Source organism: Bradyrhizobium sp. Bra64 (assembly GCF_024519875.1).
GTDB classification, from domain to species: Bacteria; Pseudomonadota; Alphaproteobacteria; order Rhizobiales; family Xanthobacteraceae; genus Bradyrhizobium; species Bradyrhizobium japonicum_G.
The window spans coordinates 218,462-236,247 of sequence record NZ_JALJRD010000007.1 but is presented as its reverse complement, the minus strand read 5'-3'; the positions used below and the strand labels follow the sequence as shown (position 1 = coordinate 236,247).

Here is a 17,786-nt window from a genome sequence, read left to right as displayed (position 1 = left end):
CCCCCCTTGTGGGGGAGGGTCAGGGAGGGGGGTAGCCGCGGATGCCGCACGCAGTTGTAAGCGAACGTCAACGCCGCCGGGCGAAGCAGCTTCGCCAGGCGATGACGCGCGCCGAAACACTGCTGTGGCGATATTTGAAAGCCAATCGCATGGACGGTGTCGGCATCCGACGCCAGGCGCCGGTCGGAAATTACATCGCTGACTTCGTTTGTTTCTCCTCAAAGCTCGTCATCGAGGTCGATGGTGAATCTCACGATTTCGAAGAGCGTCAGAAGATGGACCAGCGTTGCGATGCATTCTTCGCAGCCGAGGGCTTTCGCGTTCTTCGTTTCACCAATGAGCAGGTGATGTCGAACCTGGAAGGCGTTGTTGAGGCCATCCGCCAAGCAGCTTCCGCCGGAGCCCGCGGCTCACCCCCCTCCCTGACCCTCCCCCACAAGGGGGGAGGGAACACTGACACCGACCAAAGCAATTCCACCGACAAGAGCCGAGGCAGACAGCCATGAAATTCACCCTCTCCTGGCTGAAGGATCATCTCGAGACCGACGAGCCGCTGGACAGGCTCGCCGAGAAGCTCACCATGATCGGGCTCGAGGTCGAGAACATCGAGGACAAGGCGACGGCGCTGAAGCCTTTCACCATCGCGAAGGTGATCTCGGCCGAGCAGCATCCGAATGCGGATCGCCTGCGCGTCTGCATGGTGGACACCGGGAACGGTGCCGCACCGGTGCAGGTCGTGTGCGGCGCGCCGAATGCGCGTGCGGGACTGGTCAGCGTGTTCTCAGCCCCCGGCACCTACATTCCCGGCAAGGACATCACGCTCGGTGTCGGCACCATCCGCGGCGTCGAGAGCCGCGGCATGCTGTGCTCGGCGGCCGAGCTGCAGATCTCCAACGACCATGACGGCATCATGGAATTGCCGGCGGACGCGCCGATCGGCGCTGCTTACGCCGAATGGGCCGCGCTCGGCGATCCCGTGGTCGAGATCAATCTGACGCCGAACCGGCAGGATTGCACCGGCGTGCACGGCATCGCGCGCGATCTTGCCGCCGCCGACATGGGCAAGTTCAAGGACCCGACCATCAAGCCGATCAAGGGCGAATTCCCCTGCCCCGTGAAGGTCACGGTCGAGGACGCGACGCTCTGTCCGGGCTTCGCGCTTCGCCTCGTGCGCGGCGTCAAGAACGGGCCGTCGCCGGAATGGCTGCAGAAGCGGCTGACCGCGATCGGGCTGCGCCCGATCAACGCGCTGGTCGACATCACCAACTTCATGACCTACGACCGCGCGCGGCCGCTGCATGTGTTCGACGCCAGGAAGGTCAAGGGCAATCTCGTGGTGCGCCGCGCCCGCGACGGCGAGACGCTGCTGGCGCTCGACGGCCGCAGCTACAATCTCGATCCAGCTACTTGTGTGATCGCGGACGAGCACGGCGTCGAATCGCTCGCCGGCATCATGGGCGGCGAGGCCTCGGGCTGCGACGAGGCCACCACCGACGTGCTGATCGAATCGGCGCTGTGGAACGAGATCAACATCGCCCAGACCGGGCGCAAGCTCGGCATCAATTCGGATGCACGCTACCGGTTCGAGCGCGGCGTCGACCCGGCCTTCATGGTGCCCGGGCTGGAGCTCGCCACGAAACTCGTGATGGAAATGTGCGGCGGCACGCCGTCGGAGAACGTCGTGGTCGGCAAAGCCTTTGGCGATGACCGCGTGATCGATTTCCCGGTGACGGAAGTGAAGCGCCTCTCCGGGATCGAGGTCCCGCAGCCGGAGATGAAGCGCATCCTGACCCATCTCGGCTTCATGATGGCGGGCCCGGGTCCGGTGGTGAAGGTCGCGGTGCCGTCCTGGCGCACCGACGTGCACGGCAAGGCCGACATCGTCGAGGAAGTCGTCCGCATCTATGGCGTCGACAAGGTGCCGATGACGCCGTTCGAGCGCGGCGAGGACGCCCGGAAATCCGTGCTGACCCCGCTTCAGCTCCGCACCCGCCGCGCCAAGCGCGCGCTGGCGGGCCGCGGCATCGTCGAAGCGGTGACCTGGTCGTTCATCACGAAAGCTGCGGCAAAGCTGTTCGGAGGCGGCCAGCGCGAGCTCGAAGTCGCCAACCCGATCGCGGCGGATCTCTCCGACATGCGCCCGACCCTGCTGGCGGGCCTGATCGCCGCGGCGCAGGCCAATGCCGATCGCGGCTTTGGCGATGTCGCGCTGTTCGAGGTCGGCCAGATCTTCAAGGGCGATCGGCCGCAGGATCAGTTCATGGCGGCAAGCGGCGTGCGTCGCGGCGTTGCGTCGTCCGAGGGTCTCGGCCGGCACTGGTCGGGCTCGGCGCAGGCTGACGTCTTCGATGCCAAGGCCGACGCGCTCGCTGTGCTGGCCGCGGCCGGCGCGCCGATGCAGGCGCTGCAGATCATCGCCGGCGGTCCGGCCTGGCTGCACCCGGGCCGCTCCGGCACGATCCAGATCGGGCCGCAGAACGTGCTCGGCCATTTCGGCGAGATGCATCCCCGCGCGCTCGAGGCGCTCGGCGCCGACGGTCCGCTGATGGTGTTCGAGGTAATCCTCGACCGCGTGCCCGAAGCAAAGAAGAAGCCGACCCGCGCCAAGCCCGTGATCGAGCTGTCGGCATTCCAGCCGGTGTCGCGCGACTTCGCCTTCATTGTCGACCGCACCGTGAAGGCCGGCGACATCGTGCGCGCAGCCCAGGGCGTCGACAAGAAGCTGATCACCGGCGTCAACGTGTTCGACGTCTACGAAGGCAAGGGCATCGATGACGACAAGAAGTCGATCGCGATCGCAGTGACGATCCAACCGCGCGAGAAGACCCTGACCGACCAGGAGATCGAGGCCGTCGCCGCGAAGATCGTGGCCGAGGTCACGAAGAAGACCGGCGGCACGTTGAGAGCATGATGCCGAAAAGTGCGAAGCGGTTTTCGGATGACATCATGCTCCAGAAACCGAGAGCATGACCCTCACTGACTTTCTTCCCAAGGACGTCAGCCTCACCATTGCGATGGCGCTCTGCGCCGTCGCTTTCGTTTCGGGCACCGCGCGCGGCTTCTCCGGCTTCGGCTCGGCGCTGATCTTCATGCCGCTGGCGAGCAGCATCGCGGCGCCGCGTCTCGTCGCCGCCCTGCTGCTCGTGATCGATTTCGTCGCGGCCGCGCCGATGCTGCCCGATGCCTGGCGCAAGGCCGACCGCAAGGCCACCGCCGTGATCGTGCTGGGCGCGCTGGTCGGCGTCCCAGTCGGCACCTATTTCCTCAGCGTGCTCGAGCCCGTCACCACGCGCTGGATCATCTCCTGCTTCGTCGCCGCGCTGCTGCTTCTGCTGCTGTCGGGCTGGCGTTATCGCGGCAAGGACCACGCCTGGCTCTCGGTCGGCATCGGCGGCCTCTCCGGCTTCTGCAGCGGTCTCGCGCAGACCGGCGGCCCGCCGATCGTCGGCTATTGGCTCGGCCGTCCCATCGCCCCGATCGTCGCGCGCGCCAACATCGTGCTGTTCTTCGGCGCCTCGGATCTGTTCTCGATGATCAGCTACGCGACGACCGGGCTGATCAGCCGCGAATCGCTGGTGCTCTCGCTCATCGTCGGCCCGGTCTATGCCGTCGGCGTCGCGTTCGGCGCATCGCTGTTCGGCCGTGCCAGCGAAAAGGTGTTTCGCGGGATTTGCTACGCGCTGATCGCGACGGCGGTGATCGCGGGGCTGCCGGTGCTGGATGGCGTCTTGCGCTAGTTGGCCTGCCGCCGCGGCGCGCGCCGCTTCTTCGTCGACTGCGTCGGGACATCGGCCGGCTCGTCCTTGAGTGCGCCGATCTTGCGCAAGGCCGCATCCGCGGCGCGCTCGCCGCTGTCCCAGGCGCCGTCGACGGTGCCCCACAATGTCTCGTGCGTGGCTTCGCCGGCGAGGAACAGATTGCCGATCGGCTCGCTCAGGATTCTGCGCGAAAGCTGCCCGCCGGGTGCGGACGCCGACATTGCGCCCATCGCGAAGGGCGAGGCATTCCAGCGCGTCGCGCTGGCCTTCTGCACGGCAGCGGCGACTTCGCTGCCGAACAGTTTCGTGATCCATTCCCTGGCGAAGGCCGTCATCGCCTTTTCGCCCTGCTCGGAAAGATCGCGGCCGAACGAGCCGCCGACATCGATCGAGCACAGCGAGGAGCCGCCGATATTGGCGAACATCAGCGCCGTGCGTGTCGAATTGCTCTGCTCGATGAGGATGTCGTCGCGCGCGAGGCCGAGCGGATTGCCCGGCAGTTGCAGCACGATGTGATCGTAGCTGCCGAGGCTGAGCTTCGCGGCGGCATCGAGCGTGCGCTTGGGAATGTCAGGCCCGAACTTGATCGCGCCCGATGTCAGCACATTTGTCGAGACCGTGATGATGGCGGCGCGCGCGGCGATCTTGCCGGCTTGCGTCTCGACGCTGACATCGCGATTGCTCCAGGCGATTCGGCTTGCCGGCGTCGCCAGTGCGACCGGCACCTGCTCGCCGAGCCTGGCGATCAGCGTGCCGAGGCCCTGGCGACAGGCGATCGCGGCATTGCGGTCCTGGGCACGCGCCTTGTCGATCGCAGAAAACTCCTTAAGGTCCTTGCCGGCGAAGCTCGCACCCAGCATGAACTCGGCCGCGCCGGCCCAGTCGCCGAGATCCTTCGGCAGCACCGAGGCGCAGGCGGTGTCGAGCTTGCCGCGCGCGGCCTCGTCGATCGCGCGGTTGGCACGTACCAGCGCCGCCAGAAATTCCTCGGTCTCGCCGGCGCGCGCGTTGCGGCGGCCGATGCGCATCTTCTGGCCCGACGGCGCGGGCAGCACGTCGAGCCCAGCACTGCGGGCCAGCCGGATCATCGGATTGGTGTCGGGATTGTGCATCCAGCGTGCACCGCGATCGAACGGCGTGTCGAAGGTCGTGGTGTCGGTGATGCAGCGCCCGCCGATCTGGCCTGCGGCTTCCACCACCACGACCTTGCGGTTAGCCGCCATGATGCGCCGCGCTGCGGCAATTCCGGCTGCGCCCGCGCCGATCACGACGATGTCAGCCTCGCGCGGCAGGGGTGCGGCGGTTGCGCGCAGGACCGGCATCGCAACAAGGCCCGCCGACGCCGATAGGAAGCTGCGGCGCGTGATTGTCATGTCATGGTTTCCGGGGACTTGCGGCGAACGGGAACAGCCAGAGAACCTTGCCGTATCTGATGTTGCGCGGCAACCATCATGGTGAATCAATCGTGCTTGATCTCACAGAGCGATGAACCGAATTGCAACACGTTCCGACCATGATAGAGAAGGGAAAAAGGTGGCCGGAAAAGGCCGCGGGGGGAGTTTGAAATGGGGACGGTCCTGGATTCAGTCGGCAAGCTGATTGCCGCGTACCTCTCGAAGGAGGTGCCGGGCTACGAGCCGTTCACGCCGAGCGACCCGGAGCACCTGCGCGGCGTCATCGAACCCGGCGACGTGCTGCTGGTCGAGGGCAACAACCGCATCTCCGGCATCATCAAATATCTGACGCAGTCGACATGGTCGCATGGCGCGCTCTATGTCGGCCCGATCGAGGGGGCGCAGGAACCCGACGGCGAGCCGCACGTGCTGATCGAGGCCAATATCGGCGAAGGCGTCACCTCCGCGCCGCTGTCGAAATATTTTCCCTATCACACCCGCGTTTGCCGTCCGGTCGGGCTGTCCTACGAGGACCGCACCACCGTCTGCCGCTATGCGATCAACCGCATCGGCTTCGGCTACGACACCAAGAACATCGTCGATCTCATGCGCTTCCTGTTTCCGCTGCCGATCCCGCAGCGCTGGCGGCGCCGCATGATCGCGATCGGCTCGGGTGATCCCACCAAGATCATCTGCTCGGCGCTGATCGCGCAGGCGTTCGACGCCGTGCGCTATCCGATCCTGCCGAAGATCACCAAGGCCGGCAGCCGCGCGGCCCGCCGCGAGATCCTGCACATCCGCGATTCTTCGCTCTACATGCCCCGCGACTTCGACATCTCGCCCTATTTCGAAGTCGTCAAACCCACCATCGTGCACGGCTTCGACTACACAGCCCTGCACTGGGCCGACAAGCAAAAGCCGCTCGAGGAGGTAGCAGGCTCATTCGGGGTGTTTCCAGAAGCGATCAGTGCGCCGCCGCTCGTTCCTGAAGCGGTTGACGAGGCGGCGCAAGATGAAATTCCGGCTGAGGAAGTAATGAGCGAAGCGGCGGCGGAGATGGCCGTCGCTTTCTCCGAGCATTTTGTGCTGCTCACCGAACTCGCGATCTACCGCGCGCGGGGACGGGCGCAGGAGATGGCGGCATAGCCGTCCTCGCTCCACCGTCGGCAATGACGGCAACCTACCGCTCCGCCCGACCGATCACCGCCATCAGCTCCGCAATCTTCTCGCGCTGATCGGCCTTGTCGCCGCTTGATATCGCGTGCTCGACGCAATGGGCGACGTGGTCCTTCAAGACCTCTTCCTCGACCCGGCGCAGCGCGGCGCGCACCGCCGAGATCTGCGTCACGATGTCGATGCAGTAGCGGTCATCCTCGACCATTTTCGAGAGGCCGCGAACCTGCCCTTCGATCCGGCCGAGACGTTTTCCGACAGATGCCTTGATGTCCTTGCGCATGCCGCCTATATACCCCCCTAGGGTATAAATTGCAAGGCTGGAGCGAGGCAATGAACGACACCGAGCACGGGCACCATCACCAGTCGGAAACACCTTCCCGATGCGGCTGCTCCGCCAAGCCTGTTCCACCCGCCGACAAGCCCGCGGCTTCCTCCTGCTGCGGCGGGCACGGCGATCATGCCGGCCACGGCGCCGCTGCCGCAAAAGTCCGCGATCCCGTCTGCGACATGACGGTCGATCCTGCGACCTCGAAGCACCGGTTCGAGCATCACGGCGAGACCTTCCATTTCTGCTCGGCCGGTTGCCGCACCAAATTCGGCGCCGATCCCGCCAAGTACCTCGCCAAGGACAAGGCGAGCGAGCCCGAGATGCCCGCGGGCACGATCTACACCTGCCCGATGCATCCGCAGATTCGCCAGGTCGGACCCGGAAGCTGCCCGATCTGCGGCATGGCGCTGGAGCCGGAGGTGGCGAGCCTGGAGACCGGCCCCAACCCGGAGCTTGCCGACATGACGCGGCGGCTCTGGATCGGCGGCACGCTGGCGCTGCCGGCCGTGGTGCTGGAGATGGGCGGCCATCTCGCGGGTCCGCACAACTGGATCGACCAGACCCTCTCCAACTGGATCCAGCTGGTCTTCGCCACGCCCGTGGTGCTGTGGGCCGGCTGGCCGTTCTTCGTCCGCGGCTGGCAGTCGCTGCTGACGCGCAACCTCAACATGTTCACGCTGATCGCGATGGGCACCGGCGTCGCCTACGTCTACAGCCTGATCGGCACGCTCGCGCCGCAGATCTTTCCTGCCAATTTCCGCGCCCATGAGGGTGCGGTCGCCGTTTATTTCGAAGCGGCCGCCGTCATCACCGTGCTGGTGTTGCTCGGACAGGTGCTGGAGCTTCGCGCCCGCGATGCGACCTCGGGCGCGATCAGGGCGCTGCTCCAGCTCGCGCCGAAGACCGCACGCCGCGTCGATGCCGACGGTGGCGAGCATGAGGTCGAGATCGAGACGCTCCACGCCGGCGATCGTCTGCGCGTTCGTCCGGGCGAGAAGGTGCCGGTCGACGGCACCATCCTGGAGGGGCGCTCCTCGCTCGACGAGTCGCTCGTGACGGGCGAATCCATGCCGGTCACCAAGGAGAGCGGCGCAAAAGTCATCGCCGGCACGCTCAACCAGTCGGGCGGCTTCATCATGCGCGCCGACAAGGTCGGACGCGAGACGCTGCTGTCGCAGATCGTGCAGATGGTCGCGGACGCGCAGCGCTCGCGCGCGCCGATCCAGCGGCTGGCCGATCAGGTCGCCGGCTGGTTCGTGCCGACCGTCATTGCCGTTGCGATCGCGGCCTTTGCGGCCTGGGCCTGGTTCGGCCCGGAACCGCGGCTCGCCTTCGGTCTCGTCGCCGCCGTCAGCGTTCTGATCATCGCCTGCCCCTGCGCGCTTGGCCTTGCGACCCCGATGTCGATCATGGTCGGGGTCGGCCGCGGTGCGCAGGCGGGCGTGCTGATCAAGAACGCCGAGGCGCTGGAGCGGATGGAGAAGATCGACACGCTGGTCGTCGACAAGACCGGCACCCTGACCGAGGGCAAGCCCAAGGTCGTCGCGATCCTGCCTTCGGCTGGATTTGCGGAAGATGACATCCTCCGCATGGCTGCCAGCATCGAGCGCGCCAGCGAGCATCCCCTGGCCGACGCCATCGTGCGCGCGGCAAAGGAGAAGCAGCTCGCCCTTGGCGAAGCCGAGCAGTTCGATTCGCCGACCGGCAAGGGCGCGACCGGCAAGGTCGACGGCAAAACCATCGTGCTCGGCAATGCGCGATATCTGACATCGATCGGCATCGATACCAAAGCGCTCGACGCCGAGGCCGAGCGCCTGCGCGGCGACGGCGCCACGGTGATCAACATGGCCGTCGACGGCCGGCTCGCCGGCCTGTTCGCGATCGCCGATCCCGTCAAGGCTTCGACGCCGGAGGCGCTGAAGGCATTAGCTGCCGAAGGCATCAAGGTCATCATGCTGACCGGCGACAATCGAACCACGGCGGAAGCGGTGGCGCGCCGGCTTGGCATCGCCGAGGTCGAAGCCGAGGTGCTGCCGGACCAGAAGAGCGCGGTGGTGACAAGGCTGCAAAAGGCCGGCCGCATCGTCGCGATGGCCGGAGACGGCGTCAACGACGCCCCGGCGCTGGCCGCGGCCGAAGTCGGCATCGCCATGGGCACCGGCACCGACGTGGCGATGGAGAGCGCGGGCGTCACCCTGCTGAAGGGCGACCTCATTGGCATCGTGCGCGCGCGAAAACTGTCGCAGGCGACGATGAGCAATATCCGGCAAAATCTGTTCTTCGCCTTCATCTACAACGCGGCCGGCATTCCGATCGCCGCCGGTATCCTCTATCCGTCGTTCGGCATCCTGCTGTCGCCGATCATCGCCGCAGCAGCGATGGCGCTGTCCTCGGTCAGCGTGGTCGGAAATGCGCTGAGGTTGCGCGCTACGCGGCTGTGAGGGTCGCAAAATCCGTGTAAAACAGCTCCATTCGGCGTACGCGGAGAAGACCTGATGCAGCGGATTACGATCACGATCGAGGACGATCTCCTGGCGGAGATCGACGCGGCGGCCGAAGCGCGCGGCTACCAGAACCGCTCCGAGATCATCCGCGATCTCGCCCGCGCCGGCCTGCAGCAGAGCAGTGAGGATACCGCGCAGACCGGTTCTTGCGTCGCCGGCCTCGTCTATGTCTACGACCACGCCGCGCGCGATCTGTCGAAACGACTGGTGCAGGAATTCCACGGCCACCACGACCTCGCGCTGGCAACGCTGCACGTTCATCTCGACGACAACAATTGCATGGAGATGACCGCCCTGCGCGGCGACGCCGGCGAGGTCAAGCATTTCGCCGACCACATCATCGCCGAACGCGGCGTGCGCTACGGGCGCGTGGTGATGATCCCGACGGGGGATGGCAAGCAGGCGAAGGTGCGCAAGCACGGGCATCGGCATGAGTAGGTCGAACTGACAGCACGGTCCACTTCCCCTCTCCCCTGCTTGCGGGAGAAGAGAAGAAAACCTCACGCCGCCTTCGCCGCGGTCCCGCCCGGCAGGCCCGCCCGCGCGATGCCGCCGTACAGCGCCTCGTTCGGCATTTCCTCGCGCAGGATCCTGCGCACCGCGATCAGCTTCTCGAGATCGATGCCCGTCGCAAAACCCTTGCTCTCGCAGAGGAACACCAGGTCCTCGAACACGACGTTGCCGGTTGCGCCGGGCGCGAAGGGGCAGCCGCCGAGGCCGCCGAGCGAGCCGTCGAGGATACGGACGCCTTCGTCGAGCGCGGCCGCCGCATTCGCAATGCCCATGCCGCGGGTGTCGTGGAGATGGATGCAGATCGGCTTTGGTCCCGCGAGCTTAACCGCAGCGCGCGTCAGCTCGGCCACCTGCTTCGGCCCGGCATAGCCGACGGTGTCGGCGATCGCGACGAAGTCGACGCCGGCCTCAAGGCATTTGTCGACTAGGCGAAGCACCTCGGCAGGATCAACCGCACCGGTGATGGAACAGCCGAGCGCCATCGAGATCGCGGCATTCACCAGCGGCTTGTGGGAGCTCGCATCGCGCATGTCGCAGAGACGTTTCACATTGGCGATCGCGGATTCGCGGGAGCGGTGCGCATTGGCCTGGCTGTGCTCTTCCGTGGCCGAGACCACCGAGGCGATCTCGCCGACGCCGGATTGCAGCGCCTCGTTCACCCCGCGCTCGTTCAGGGCGAGCGCGATGCCATGCGCGCCGGGCAATGCCGCGACGGTCGCGACGACGTCGCGGACATCGACGAATTGCGGAAAGGTCTTTGCCGGCAGGAACGAGCCGACCTCGAAATGCCGCACGCCGGCGGCATATTCCTCGCGGACCCAGCGCTGCTTGGCGCCTGTCGACGGAATTTTCTTCACGAGCTGGAGCCCGTCGCGCAGACCCACTTCGCGCAGGCTGACTCGGTCTGCGGGGTAGATCTCCTGAATCCGGCTCATGCGCGCCTCCCTGTTTTTGACGTGACGTCTTGATCGTCGATCTCGGCGCGAACCGCCGCGGTGTCGGCGCCGAGCGGCGCGACCTTCAGGCCTTCGCCGATGTTGCGGCCGTTCCACTCGATCGGCAGCGCCGGCACCCGGAACGGTTTGCCGTCGGCGGTGACATTGTTGACGAGCCCGCCCGGCCGCAGCACATGGGGATCGGCAAAGAGATCCTCGGGCCGATTGATCGGCGAGAAGCAGATGTTGAGCGCATCGAGCTTCTCGGACAGCTTCGTCACGTCCCACTGCCTCACCACCTCTGCGGCGCGCGGAATGATCCGCCCGCGCGCGAGGATGCGATCGGTCGTGGTGCGCAAGGCGGGATCATCGAGAAACTCGGCCAGGCCAAATTCGCGGCAAAAGCTCCGCCAATGGCCTTCGGTGACGACGCCGATGAAGATGCGCTCGCCGCCGGCGGTCTCGAAGATGTCGTAGATCGGCCAGGCGTGCTCGCGCTCCGGCATCGAGCGCGGCTTGTTGCCGGTCATCTCGTATTCGACCATGTGCTGGGCGACCAGGAACAGGCAGTTCTCGAACAGGCCGATGCGGATGTCGGCGCCGTCACGTTTGCCTCCGCGCTTCTGGTAGAGCGCCGCGAGGATCGCGATCACGCCGAACATGCCGCCCATGATGTCATTGGCGGACGAGCCGACGCGCTGCGGTTTTTCCTTGGTGCCGGTCATGGCCGCGAGTCCCGACATCATCTGCACGACCTCGTCTAGCGCAGGGCGATGCTCGTAGGGGCCGGACAGGAAACCCTTGTGGCCGGCGATGATCAGATGCGGATGAAGGCGGCGCAATTCGTCCGCGCCAAGTCCCTGCTTCTCGAGCTGGCCGTCGCGGAAATTCTCCAGGAACACATCGGCGCTCGCGAGCAGCCGGTGCATGGTGTCGCGATCATCCGGCTGCTCGAAATCCAGCACCACGCTGCGCTTGCCGCGGTTGAACAGCGGAAAGAACGCGGTGCCCATGCCGCCAAGGGAGCGGGTCTTGTCGCCCGCCGGCGGCTCGACCTTGATCACCTCCGCGCCCAATTGGGCGAGGATCATGCCGCAGGTCGGGCCCATGACCATGTGGGTCATCTCGACGACGCGCACGCCTGCAAGCGGCAGTCCGGTCTCGGCCATGCGTGTCTCCCTGTTCGTCCATCCCAAAGACTAGGCCTTCACAAGCCATCTGAAAAATATAATCTATCGAAGATTATCTTCACGATTATAGAACGCTTTTCTGCCATGGATTCACGCCAGCTCCGCTATTTCATCGCCGTCTACGAGCAGCGGAACCTGTCGCGTGCGGCCGACCAGGTCAATGTCGCGCAGTCCGCGCTGAGCCATCATATTTCGAACCTGGAGGCCGAGTTCGCAACGCCCCTGTTCGAGCGCAAGTCGCGCGGCATGGAGCCGACCGCGGCCGGCGAGCGGCTCTATGAACACGCGCGCATCATCCTGCGTGCGATGGCGGAGGCCGAGACCGAGGTGCGCGAGGGCGCTCGCGTCATTGCCGGCGACATCTCGATCGGCATGGCAAATTCCGGCGTCAAGGCGATCGGCGTCGAGCTGATGCGCACGGTGCTCACCAAATATCCCAAGCTCAAGATGTCGCTCACCGAGAGCCTGTCGGGCGCGACGCTGATGCATCTGATGGTGTCCAATGTCGATCTCGCGCTGGTCTACAATCCGCCGTCGGAGAAGGAGCTGATCACGGAAGCCGTGCTCGAAGAGGAGATGTTCCTCGTCGGCATTCCAAAACTGGTCGGCAAGAGCAAGGCGCCGATCCGCTTCGAGGAGCTGAACCGGCTGCCGCTGATCCTGCTTCGCTACGGTCTCGGCCTGTCCTCGCGCGCGCTGCTGGACGATCCGGTGCTGCTCAAGCGGCTGGAAGGCGGCGCCATCCTGCACGCCAACTCGATCACAGGCATGACCGGCGCGCTGGTGGAAGGACTGGGCTGCACCATCGCGACAAAGCTGTTCGCACGGGAGGAGCTTGCGGCGGGCCGCCTGGTCGCGCGCGAGGTGATCGAGCCGAAGCTGACCCGCACGCTCTATCTCTGCCGCCTGCGCAACCGCCCGATGACCTATGCCATGGAGGAGATGCGTCGCCTGATGCTGGCGCTGATCGCCGGGCAGGTGCGCAGCGGCGGCTGGCAGGCGACGCTGGCGGAGTAGACACGATGGTGCGCTCCCTCTCCCGCTTGCGGGAGAGGTAACCGGGTTCGCCGAGCGTCTGTCCTGCCTCTCATAGCCGAGTTCGAAAATCTCGAACGCTTCCATCGATATGTTCGTCTGGATTTCTGGCTCGCGGACGCCAACATGGCCGCGATCCGGCAGAGCTTCAGCAAGAAAGCCGCCGGGAACCAGAGCCGCACGCAGATGCGCGCTCTTCCGGGGAGGATTTCATGAGCGTTGTCGGCATCGGCACTGGCTTTGAGCTCGGCACCGCATCCGCGGCACCGGATGAAATCTCGCAGCGCCTGGAGGCGATGCCCGGCTCCGCTTACGTCTGGCGCCTCGTCGTCCTGCTCTCGCTCGGCGGCTGCTTCGAGATCTACGATCTGTTCCTCACCGGCTATATCGCGCCGGGCCTCATTCGCAGCGGCCTGCTCTCCACGACGACGCAGGCCTTCTTCGGCTTCTCCGGCATCGGGGCTTTCGTCGCCGCGACCTTTGCCGGCCTGTTCGTCGGCACCTTCTTCCTCGGCTTTCTGGCCGACCGCTTCGGCCGCCGCGCGATCTTCACCTATGCCCTGCTCTTCTATACCGCGGCATCCGTGATCATGGCCTGCCAGACCTCCCCGGAAGGCCTGCTGTTCTGGCGCTTCCTCGCCGGCATCGGCATCGGCGTCGAGGTCATCACCATCGACGCCTACATCACCGAGCTCGTGCCGAGCCGGATGCGCGGCCGCGCTTTCGCGGTGAACCAGTCGATCATGTTCATCGCCGTGCCCGTCGTCGCCTTTCTCGCCTGGTGGCTGGTGCCGCTCGCGCCTTACGGCATCGACGGCTGGCGCTGGGTGGTGCTGATTGGTGCCGCCGCCAGCATGATCGTCTGGGTGCTGCGGCTGTTCCTGCCCGAAAGCCCGCTCTGGCTGGCGCGGCACGGCCGCGCCGAGGAAGCCTATCGCATCCTTGCAAGACTCGAACTGGCAAAGCTTGGAGCCGCCGGCGGAAACATTGCTCCGGCGCGACCGGCGCCGCCGCCCGCACCGCTGGCCACGCGCTCGGCCGCGGACGTCGGCTTCGCCGACCTGTTCCGCCCGCCTTATCTCTCGCTCGTCGTCCTCTTCATGGTGTTCAACCTCTGCCAGGCCTTCGGCTTCTACGGCTTCGCCAACTGGGTGCCGACGCTGCTGGTGGAGAAGGGCATCAACATCACCAAGAGCCTGCAATATTCCTTCATCGTCGCCTTCGCCTATCCTATCGCGCCGCTGCTGGCCTCGAGCTTTGCCGACAAATTCGAGCGCCGGTGGATCATCGCCGGAGCCTGCGTCGCCATCATCGTCTTCGGCATGGCGTTCGCGCAGCTGACCGAGCCCGTACTGCTGATCGTCTGCGGCGTGCTGCTGACGGCCTGCAACACGACGATGTCCTACGCCTATCACGCCTACCAGACCGAGGTGTTTCCGACCCAGATCCGGGCGCGCGCCTCCGGCCTCGTCTATTCGATGAGCCGGCTGAGCGCGACGTTCTCGGGCTTCATCGTCGCCTACATGCTGAAGGAGGCCGGCGTCACCGGCGTGTTCGGCCTGATTACCGCGGCGATGCTGATCGTGGTGATCGCCATGGCGCTGTTCGGCCCGAACGTGCGCGGCAGGCCGCTGGATACGGTGTGACGTTCCGCACGTCATGGCACTCAGCTGGTGCCGCGGTCGTCGTGCCGATGCCGTTGAGGAAGATCCGATAGCCGGCGGCGGGATCGGCGTCGCCGAGCTTGCCACGACGTGCTCCGCCTGCGGCCGGAAGACGGATTGTCGCGCCTCAACTCTAGGTGTAGTCTGAAGTCTGGATTGGTTCAGATACTGCGCGCCTTTTTTCCGGGATTGCCTTTATTGAACGACGGAACCGTCTGCGGCCCGAACCGGCACGCGATCGGTCAATAGCCCCGACCCATTCGACACCAATAAATTCGATCTAGGATTGTAACCGCCGGCCGACTTGGCCGACCAATGAAAGACGCTTGTCGAAGTCAAGCTGCGGAGACGCGTATCGCGGCGTGGCCTCGAGCCGGCGCTTTTGCCATCGCGGACAACAAAAACGGATGATGATTCAGGGAGAGCAGAACGGCCATGGCACAGATCACGATCAACGGCATCACGATCGATCCTTCGGCTCCGCATGCGGAACGCGCAGCGCTCTCGCTGGATCATGCTAATGCGAAGGAATCTGACTACATCATCGTGCAGACCAACCAGCCGCTCAATGCCGAGCGCAGAAAGCAGCTTGCCAAGGCGGGCGCCAAGATCCTGGAAGCCGTCCCGGGCAGCGCCGTCATCTGTCACTTTCCGGCGTCCGGGCTCGACAAGGTCCGGAAGCTGCCGTTCGTGACGTGGGCAGACGTTTATCCGGGCATCGTAAAGATCGCGCCGGCGCTGCGAAATCTGGACACTCAACCCGGCGGGGTCGCCGCGGCGCGCGCGCTTGCCGCAAAGCCGGCGGCGCTCGATCGCACCAGCGTGACCGTCGACGTCATGCTCCACCGCAATATCGGCGTGAAGGCCGCCGCAAAGGCGATCGCTGAAGCGGCGCATGTGCATCTCGACGACGTCGTCCCGGGCACCGCCAAGGTTCGCGTGACGCTGAAGATGCGCCGTCTTGCCGACGTCGCGGCGCTCGACGAGGTCCGCAGTGTGGAGAAGGTGTTTCCCCGCAAGCTGTTCAACAACATCGCGCGGGGAATTCTTCGCGTTCCCGCGGCGGCGCCGGGCAATGGTGGCGAGGGCACCGGCGAGATCATCGCGATCGCCGATACCGGTTTCGACAAGGGATCGACCACGAACACGCACCCGGCCTTCAAGGGGCGCGTCAAGAAGCTCTATGGGCTCGGCCGTCCCGGACGCAAGGACGATCCGGACGGCCACGGCACTCATGTTGCGGGTTCTGCCCTGGGCGACGGCGTGTCGAAGAGCGACGGCCCGATCCGCGGCACCGCTCCCGGCGCCAAGCTGGTCCTGCAATCCGTGCTCGACAGCGGCGGCAATCTCGGCGGCCTGCCCGACAGCCTCGATGCGCTGTTCGGCCCGCCCTACAAGTCCGACAAGGCGCGAATCCATTCCAACTCCTGGGGCAGCGTCGGAAACTTCGGCGTATACGACTCCCAGGCCAACGAGCTCGACACGTTCGTCTATGCGCATCGCGACATGCTGATCTGCTTCGCCGCGGGGAATGAAGGCAGCGACAAGGATGGCAACGGTCAGGTGGACCCCAACTCCGTGACACCGCCCGGTACGGCCAAGAACTGCCTCACCATCGGCGCCTGCGAGAACAATCGCCCCAACCAGACCATGACCTACGGAGCGGCCTGGCCACACGATTTTCCAGCCACTCCCATTCGATCCGATCGCGTGGCCAACAATCCCGAAGGGATGGTGGCGTTCAGCAGCCGGGGACCCACCAACGACGAACGCATCAAGCCCGACGTCGTGGCGCCGGGATCGTTCATCCTGTCAGCGCGCTCCCGCACCACGCAATCGGAGGGATGGCAGCTCTCGAAGGACCCGCTCTACATGTTCGAGGGCGGCACCAGCATGGCAACCCCCCTGGTCGCCGGGTGTGTTGCCGTGGTCCGGGCGTTCCTGAGAAAGAGCCACGGACTGAAGTCGCCGAGCGCGGCGCTGCTCAAGGCGCTCATCATCAACGGAGCACGCAGTCTTGCCGGACAATACAATCCGTCGGAGGCCGGCTCCGTCGCAAACAACAGTCAGGGCTTCGGCCGGGTCGACGTCCAGGCCGTGGTCGGCCCGCTCGCTGCGAAGGAAACCTTGCAGTTCTTCGACGAGAAAAAGAAGCTCGACGCCGGCGACCGCGAAGACCGCACGGTGACGATCCCTGCGGGAGGCCGTCGCCTGAAGGTCACGCTGGTCTGGACCGATCCGCCCGGCGAAGGCCTGCAAAGCGACCTCGACCTCGTCGTGGTCGCCAACAAGCAGGAACGTCACGGCAACATGCCGGCCGGCTCGACGGATTTCGACCGCAGGAACAACGTGGAGCAGGTCATCTTCGATAATCTGCCGCCCGGCGAAGCCGTGATCTCCGTCATCGCGCATTCCATCGCCCTCGCGCCGCAGAATTATGCCCTCGTCATCAGGGTGAGCTAGAGCGTTCCCGGAAGGCTCGGCCTCTTGCTGAACCTTCCGGGTATGTCTACCTCTCGCGGGTGGTTTTCCCGAGAGGTACTCCCATGCTGGATGCCGCCGTCAAGGCGCTGTCGCAAATGATCTCGCCGCCGATGCGCTCGATCCTGTGGCGGTCGATCGGCGTCGCACTGGTGCTGATCATCGTGCTGGCGATCGGCCTGCAGCGGCTGCTCAGCTGGTTTGCGACCTATGGCGAGGTCTGGCTCGAAGGCCTGCTCGGTCCCGGCTGGCACGGCTCGCTCGAGGTCCTGGCCTGGATCGTCTCGATCGCGGCGGGCCTTGGCGTCGTGTTCGGCGCAGTGTTCCTGATGCCGGCGATCACCTCGCTGGTGGCGAGCCTGTTCGTCGACGACGTCGCCGACCATGTCGAGCGCGAGCATTATCCCGCCGAGCGTCCCGGCGTCGCGCTGCCGGTCGGCCAGGCGATCTACGAGGGCGTCAAGACCGCATTGTTGACCATCCTGGTCTATCTGATCGCGCTGCCCTTCGTGTTCCTGGCCGGCGCCGGTTTCCTGATCTTCTTCCTCGCCACGGCCTGGCTGCTGGGACGCGAATATTTCGAGCTCGCCGCGATGCGCTTCCGCTCGCCGGAGGAAGCCAAGGCGATGCGGCGCGACAATGCCGCGACCATCTTCGCTGCCGGCCTGATCATTGCGGCCTTCGTCTCGATCCCGATCGTCAATCTGGCGACGCCGATCTTCGGCATGGCCTTCATGGTCCACATGCACAAGCGGCTGTCGGGTCCACGGCCCGAGCTGATCGAGCCGGCACGGCAGATGCGGTGACG

Annotated in this window: 14 protein-coding genes; 10 read left to right on the top strand and 4 right to left on the bottom strand. The window is 65.6% G+C overall.

The annotated features are described in order from the left end of the window. The first annotated feature begins 41 nt into the window (after nt 1-41). The 3 genes from NR187_RS21775 to NR187_RS21765 are packed head-to-tail and all read left to right on the top strand — an operon-like array spanning nt 42 to nt 3,737. The gene (locus NR187_RS21775) at nt 42-506 is read left to right on the top strand and encodes an endonuclease domain-containing protein (protein WP_211383832.1); all 465 of its coding nucleotides are present in this window, start codon (nt 42-44) and stop codon (nt 504-506) included. Then, nucleotides 503-2,911, top strand: coding sequence for a phenylalanine--tRNA ligase subunit beta (pheT, locus tag NR187_RS21770; protein WP_256807563.1), 2,409 nt, complete (start codon nt 503-505; stop codon nt 2,909-2,911). Before NR187_RS21775 ends, pheT begins: the two co-directional genes overlap by 4 nt. Before the next feature lie 55 nt (nt 2,912-2,966). Then, nucleotides 2,967-3,737 (top strand): sulfite exporter TauE/SafE family protein, encoded by a 771-nt coding sequence (locus NR187_RS21765; RefSeq protein WP_211383830.1) that lies wholly within the window; start codon nt 2,967-2,969, stop codon nt 3,735-3,737. On the opposite strand, the gene NR187_RS21760 is transcribed toward NR187_RS21765, so the two are convergent. Further along, nucleotides 3,734-5,131, bottom strand: coding sequence for an FAD-dependent oxidoreductase (locus NR187_RS21760; RefSeq protein WP_211383829.1), 1,398 nt, complete (start codon nt 5,129-5,131; stop codon nt 3,734-3,736). The two genes, NR187_RS21765 and NR187_RS21760, sit on opposite strands and share 4 nt — an antisense overlap. Before the next feature lie 192 nt (nt 5,132-5,323). Between NR187_RS21760 and NR187_RS21755 the strand changes: the two genes are divergently transcribed. Then, on the top strand, nt 5,324-6,298 hold the full coding sequence (locus NR187_RS21755; protein WP_256807561.1) for a YiiX/YebB-like N1pC/P60 family cysteine hydrolase: 975 nt from the start codon (nt 5,324-5,326) through the stop codon (nt 6,296-6,298). Nucleotides 6,299-6,332: 34 nt separating this feature from the next. On the opposite strand, the gene NR187_RS21750 is transcribed toward NR187_RS21755, so the two are convergent. After that, entirely contained in the window at nt 6,333-6,608 is a 276-nt protein-coding gene (locus tag NR187_RS21750) for a metal-sensitive transcriptional regulator (RefSeq protein ID WP_092027570.1), read from the bottom strand. A 50-nt stretch (nt 6,609-6,658) separates the two neighbouring features. Between NR187_RS21750 and NR187_RS21745 the strand changes: the two genes are divergently transcribed. Continuing rightward, the gene (locus NR187_RS21745; protein ID WP_256807558.1) at nt 6,659-9,097 is read left to right on the top strand and encodes a heavy metal translocating P-type ATPase; all 2,439 of its coding nucleotides are present in this window, start codon (nt 6,659-6,661) and stop codon (nt 9,095-9,097) included. Between the two features lie 54 nt (nt 9,098-9,151). After that, the gene (gene nikR / locus NR187_RS21740) at nt 9,152-9,598 is read left to right on the top strand and encodes a nickel-responsive transcriptional regulator NikR (protein ID WP_256807557.1); all 447 of its coding nucleotides are present in this window, start codon (nt 9,152-9,154) and stop codon (nt 9,596-9,598) included. Between the two features lie 62 nt (nt 9,599-9,660). Here the strand turns inward: nikR and NR187_RS21735 are convergent, their stop codons facing one another. Together NR187_RS21735 and NR187_RS21730 are read right to left on the bottom strand one after the other, a co-directional pair. Further along, on the bottom strand, nt 9,661-10,608 hold the full coding sequence (locus NR187_RS21735) for a hydroxymethylglutaryl-CoA lyase (RefSeq protein ID WP_256807554.1): 948 nt from the start codon (nt 10,606-10,608) through the stop codon (nt 9,661-9,663). Beyond that, the gene (locus NR187_RS21730) at nt 10,605-11,777 is read right to left on the bottom strand and encodes a CaiB/BaiF CoA-transferase family protein (RefSeq protein WP_256807552.1); all 1,173 of its coding nucleotides are present in this window, start codon (nt 11,775-11,777) and stop codon (nt 10,605-10,607) included. The genes NR187_RS21735 and NR187_RS21730 overlap by 4 nt, the downstream gene beginning before the upstream one ends. A 105-nt stretch (nt 11,778-11,882) precedes the next feature. Between NR187_RS21730 and NR187_RS21725 the strand changes: the two genes are divergently transcribed. The 4 genes from NR187_RS21725 (at nt 11,883) to NR187_RS21710 (ending at nt 17,784) form a co-directional block, all read left to right on the top strand. Then, nucleotides 11,883-12,815, top strand: coding sequence for a LysR family transcriptional regulator (locus NR187_RS21725; protein ID WP_211383823.1), 933 nt, complete (start codon nt 11,883-11,885; stop codon nt 12,813-12,815). A gap of 230 nt (nt 12,816-13,045) precedes the next feature. Further along, the gene (locus NR187_RS21720; protein WP_256807550.1) at nt 13,046-14,479 is read left to right on the top strand and encodes an MFS transporter; all 1,434 of its coding nucleotides are present in this window, start codon (nt 13,046-13,048) and stop codon (nt 14,477-14,479) included. Between the two features lie 453 nt (nt 14,480-14,932). Next, nucleotides 14,933-16,960, top strand: coding sequence for a S8 family serine peptidase (locus NR187_RS21715; protein ID WP_256807548.1), 2,028 nt, complete (start codon nt 14,933-14,935; stop codon nt 16,958-16,960). Nucleotides 16,961-17,043: 83 nt separating this feature from the next. Then, complete coding sequence (locus NR187_RS21710; RefSeq protein WP_211383820.1) at nt 17,044-17,784, top strand: sulfate transporter family protein; 741 nt, start codon at nt 17,044-17,046, stop codon at nt 17,782-17,784. The last annotated feature ends 2 nt before the right edge of the window (nt 17,785-17,786 follow it).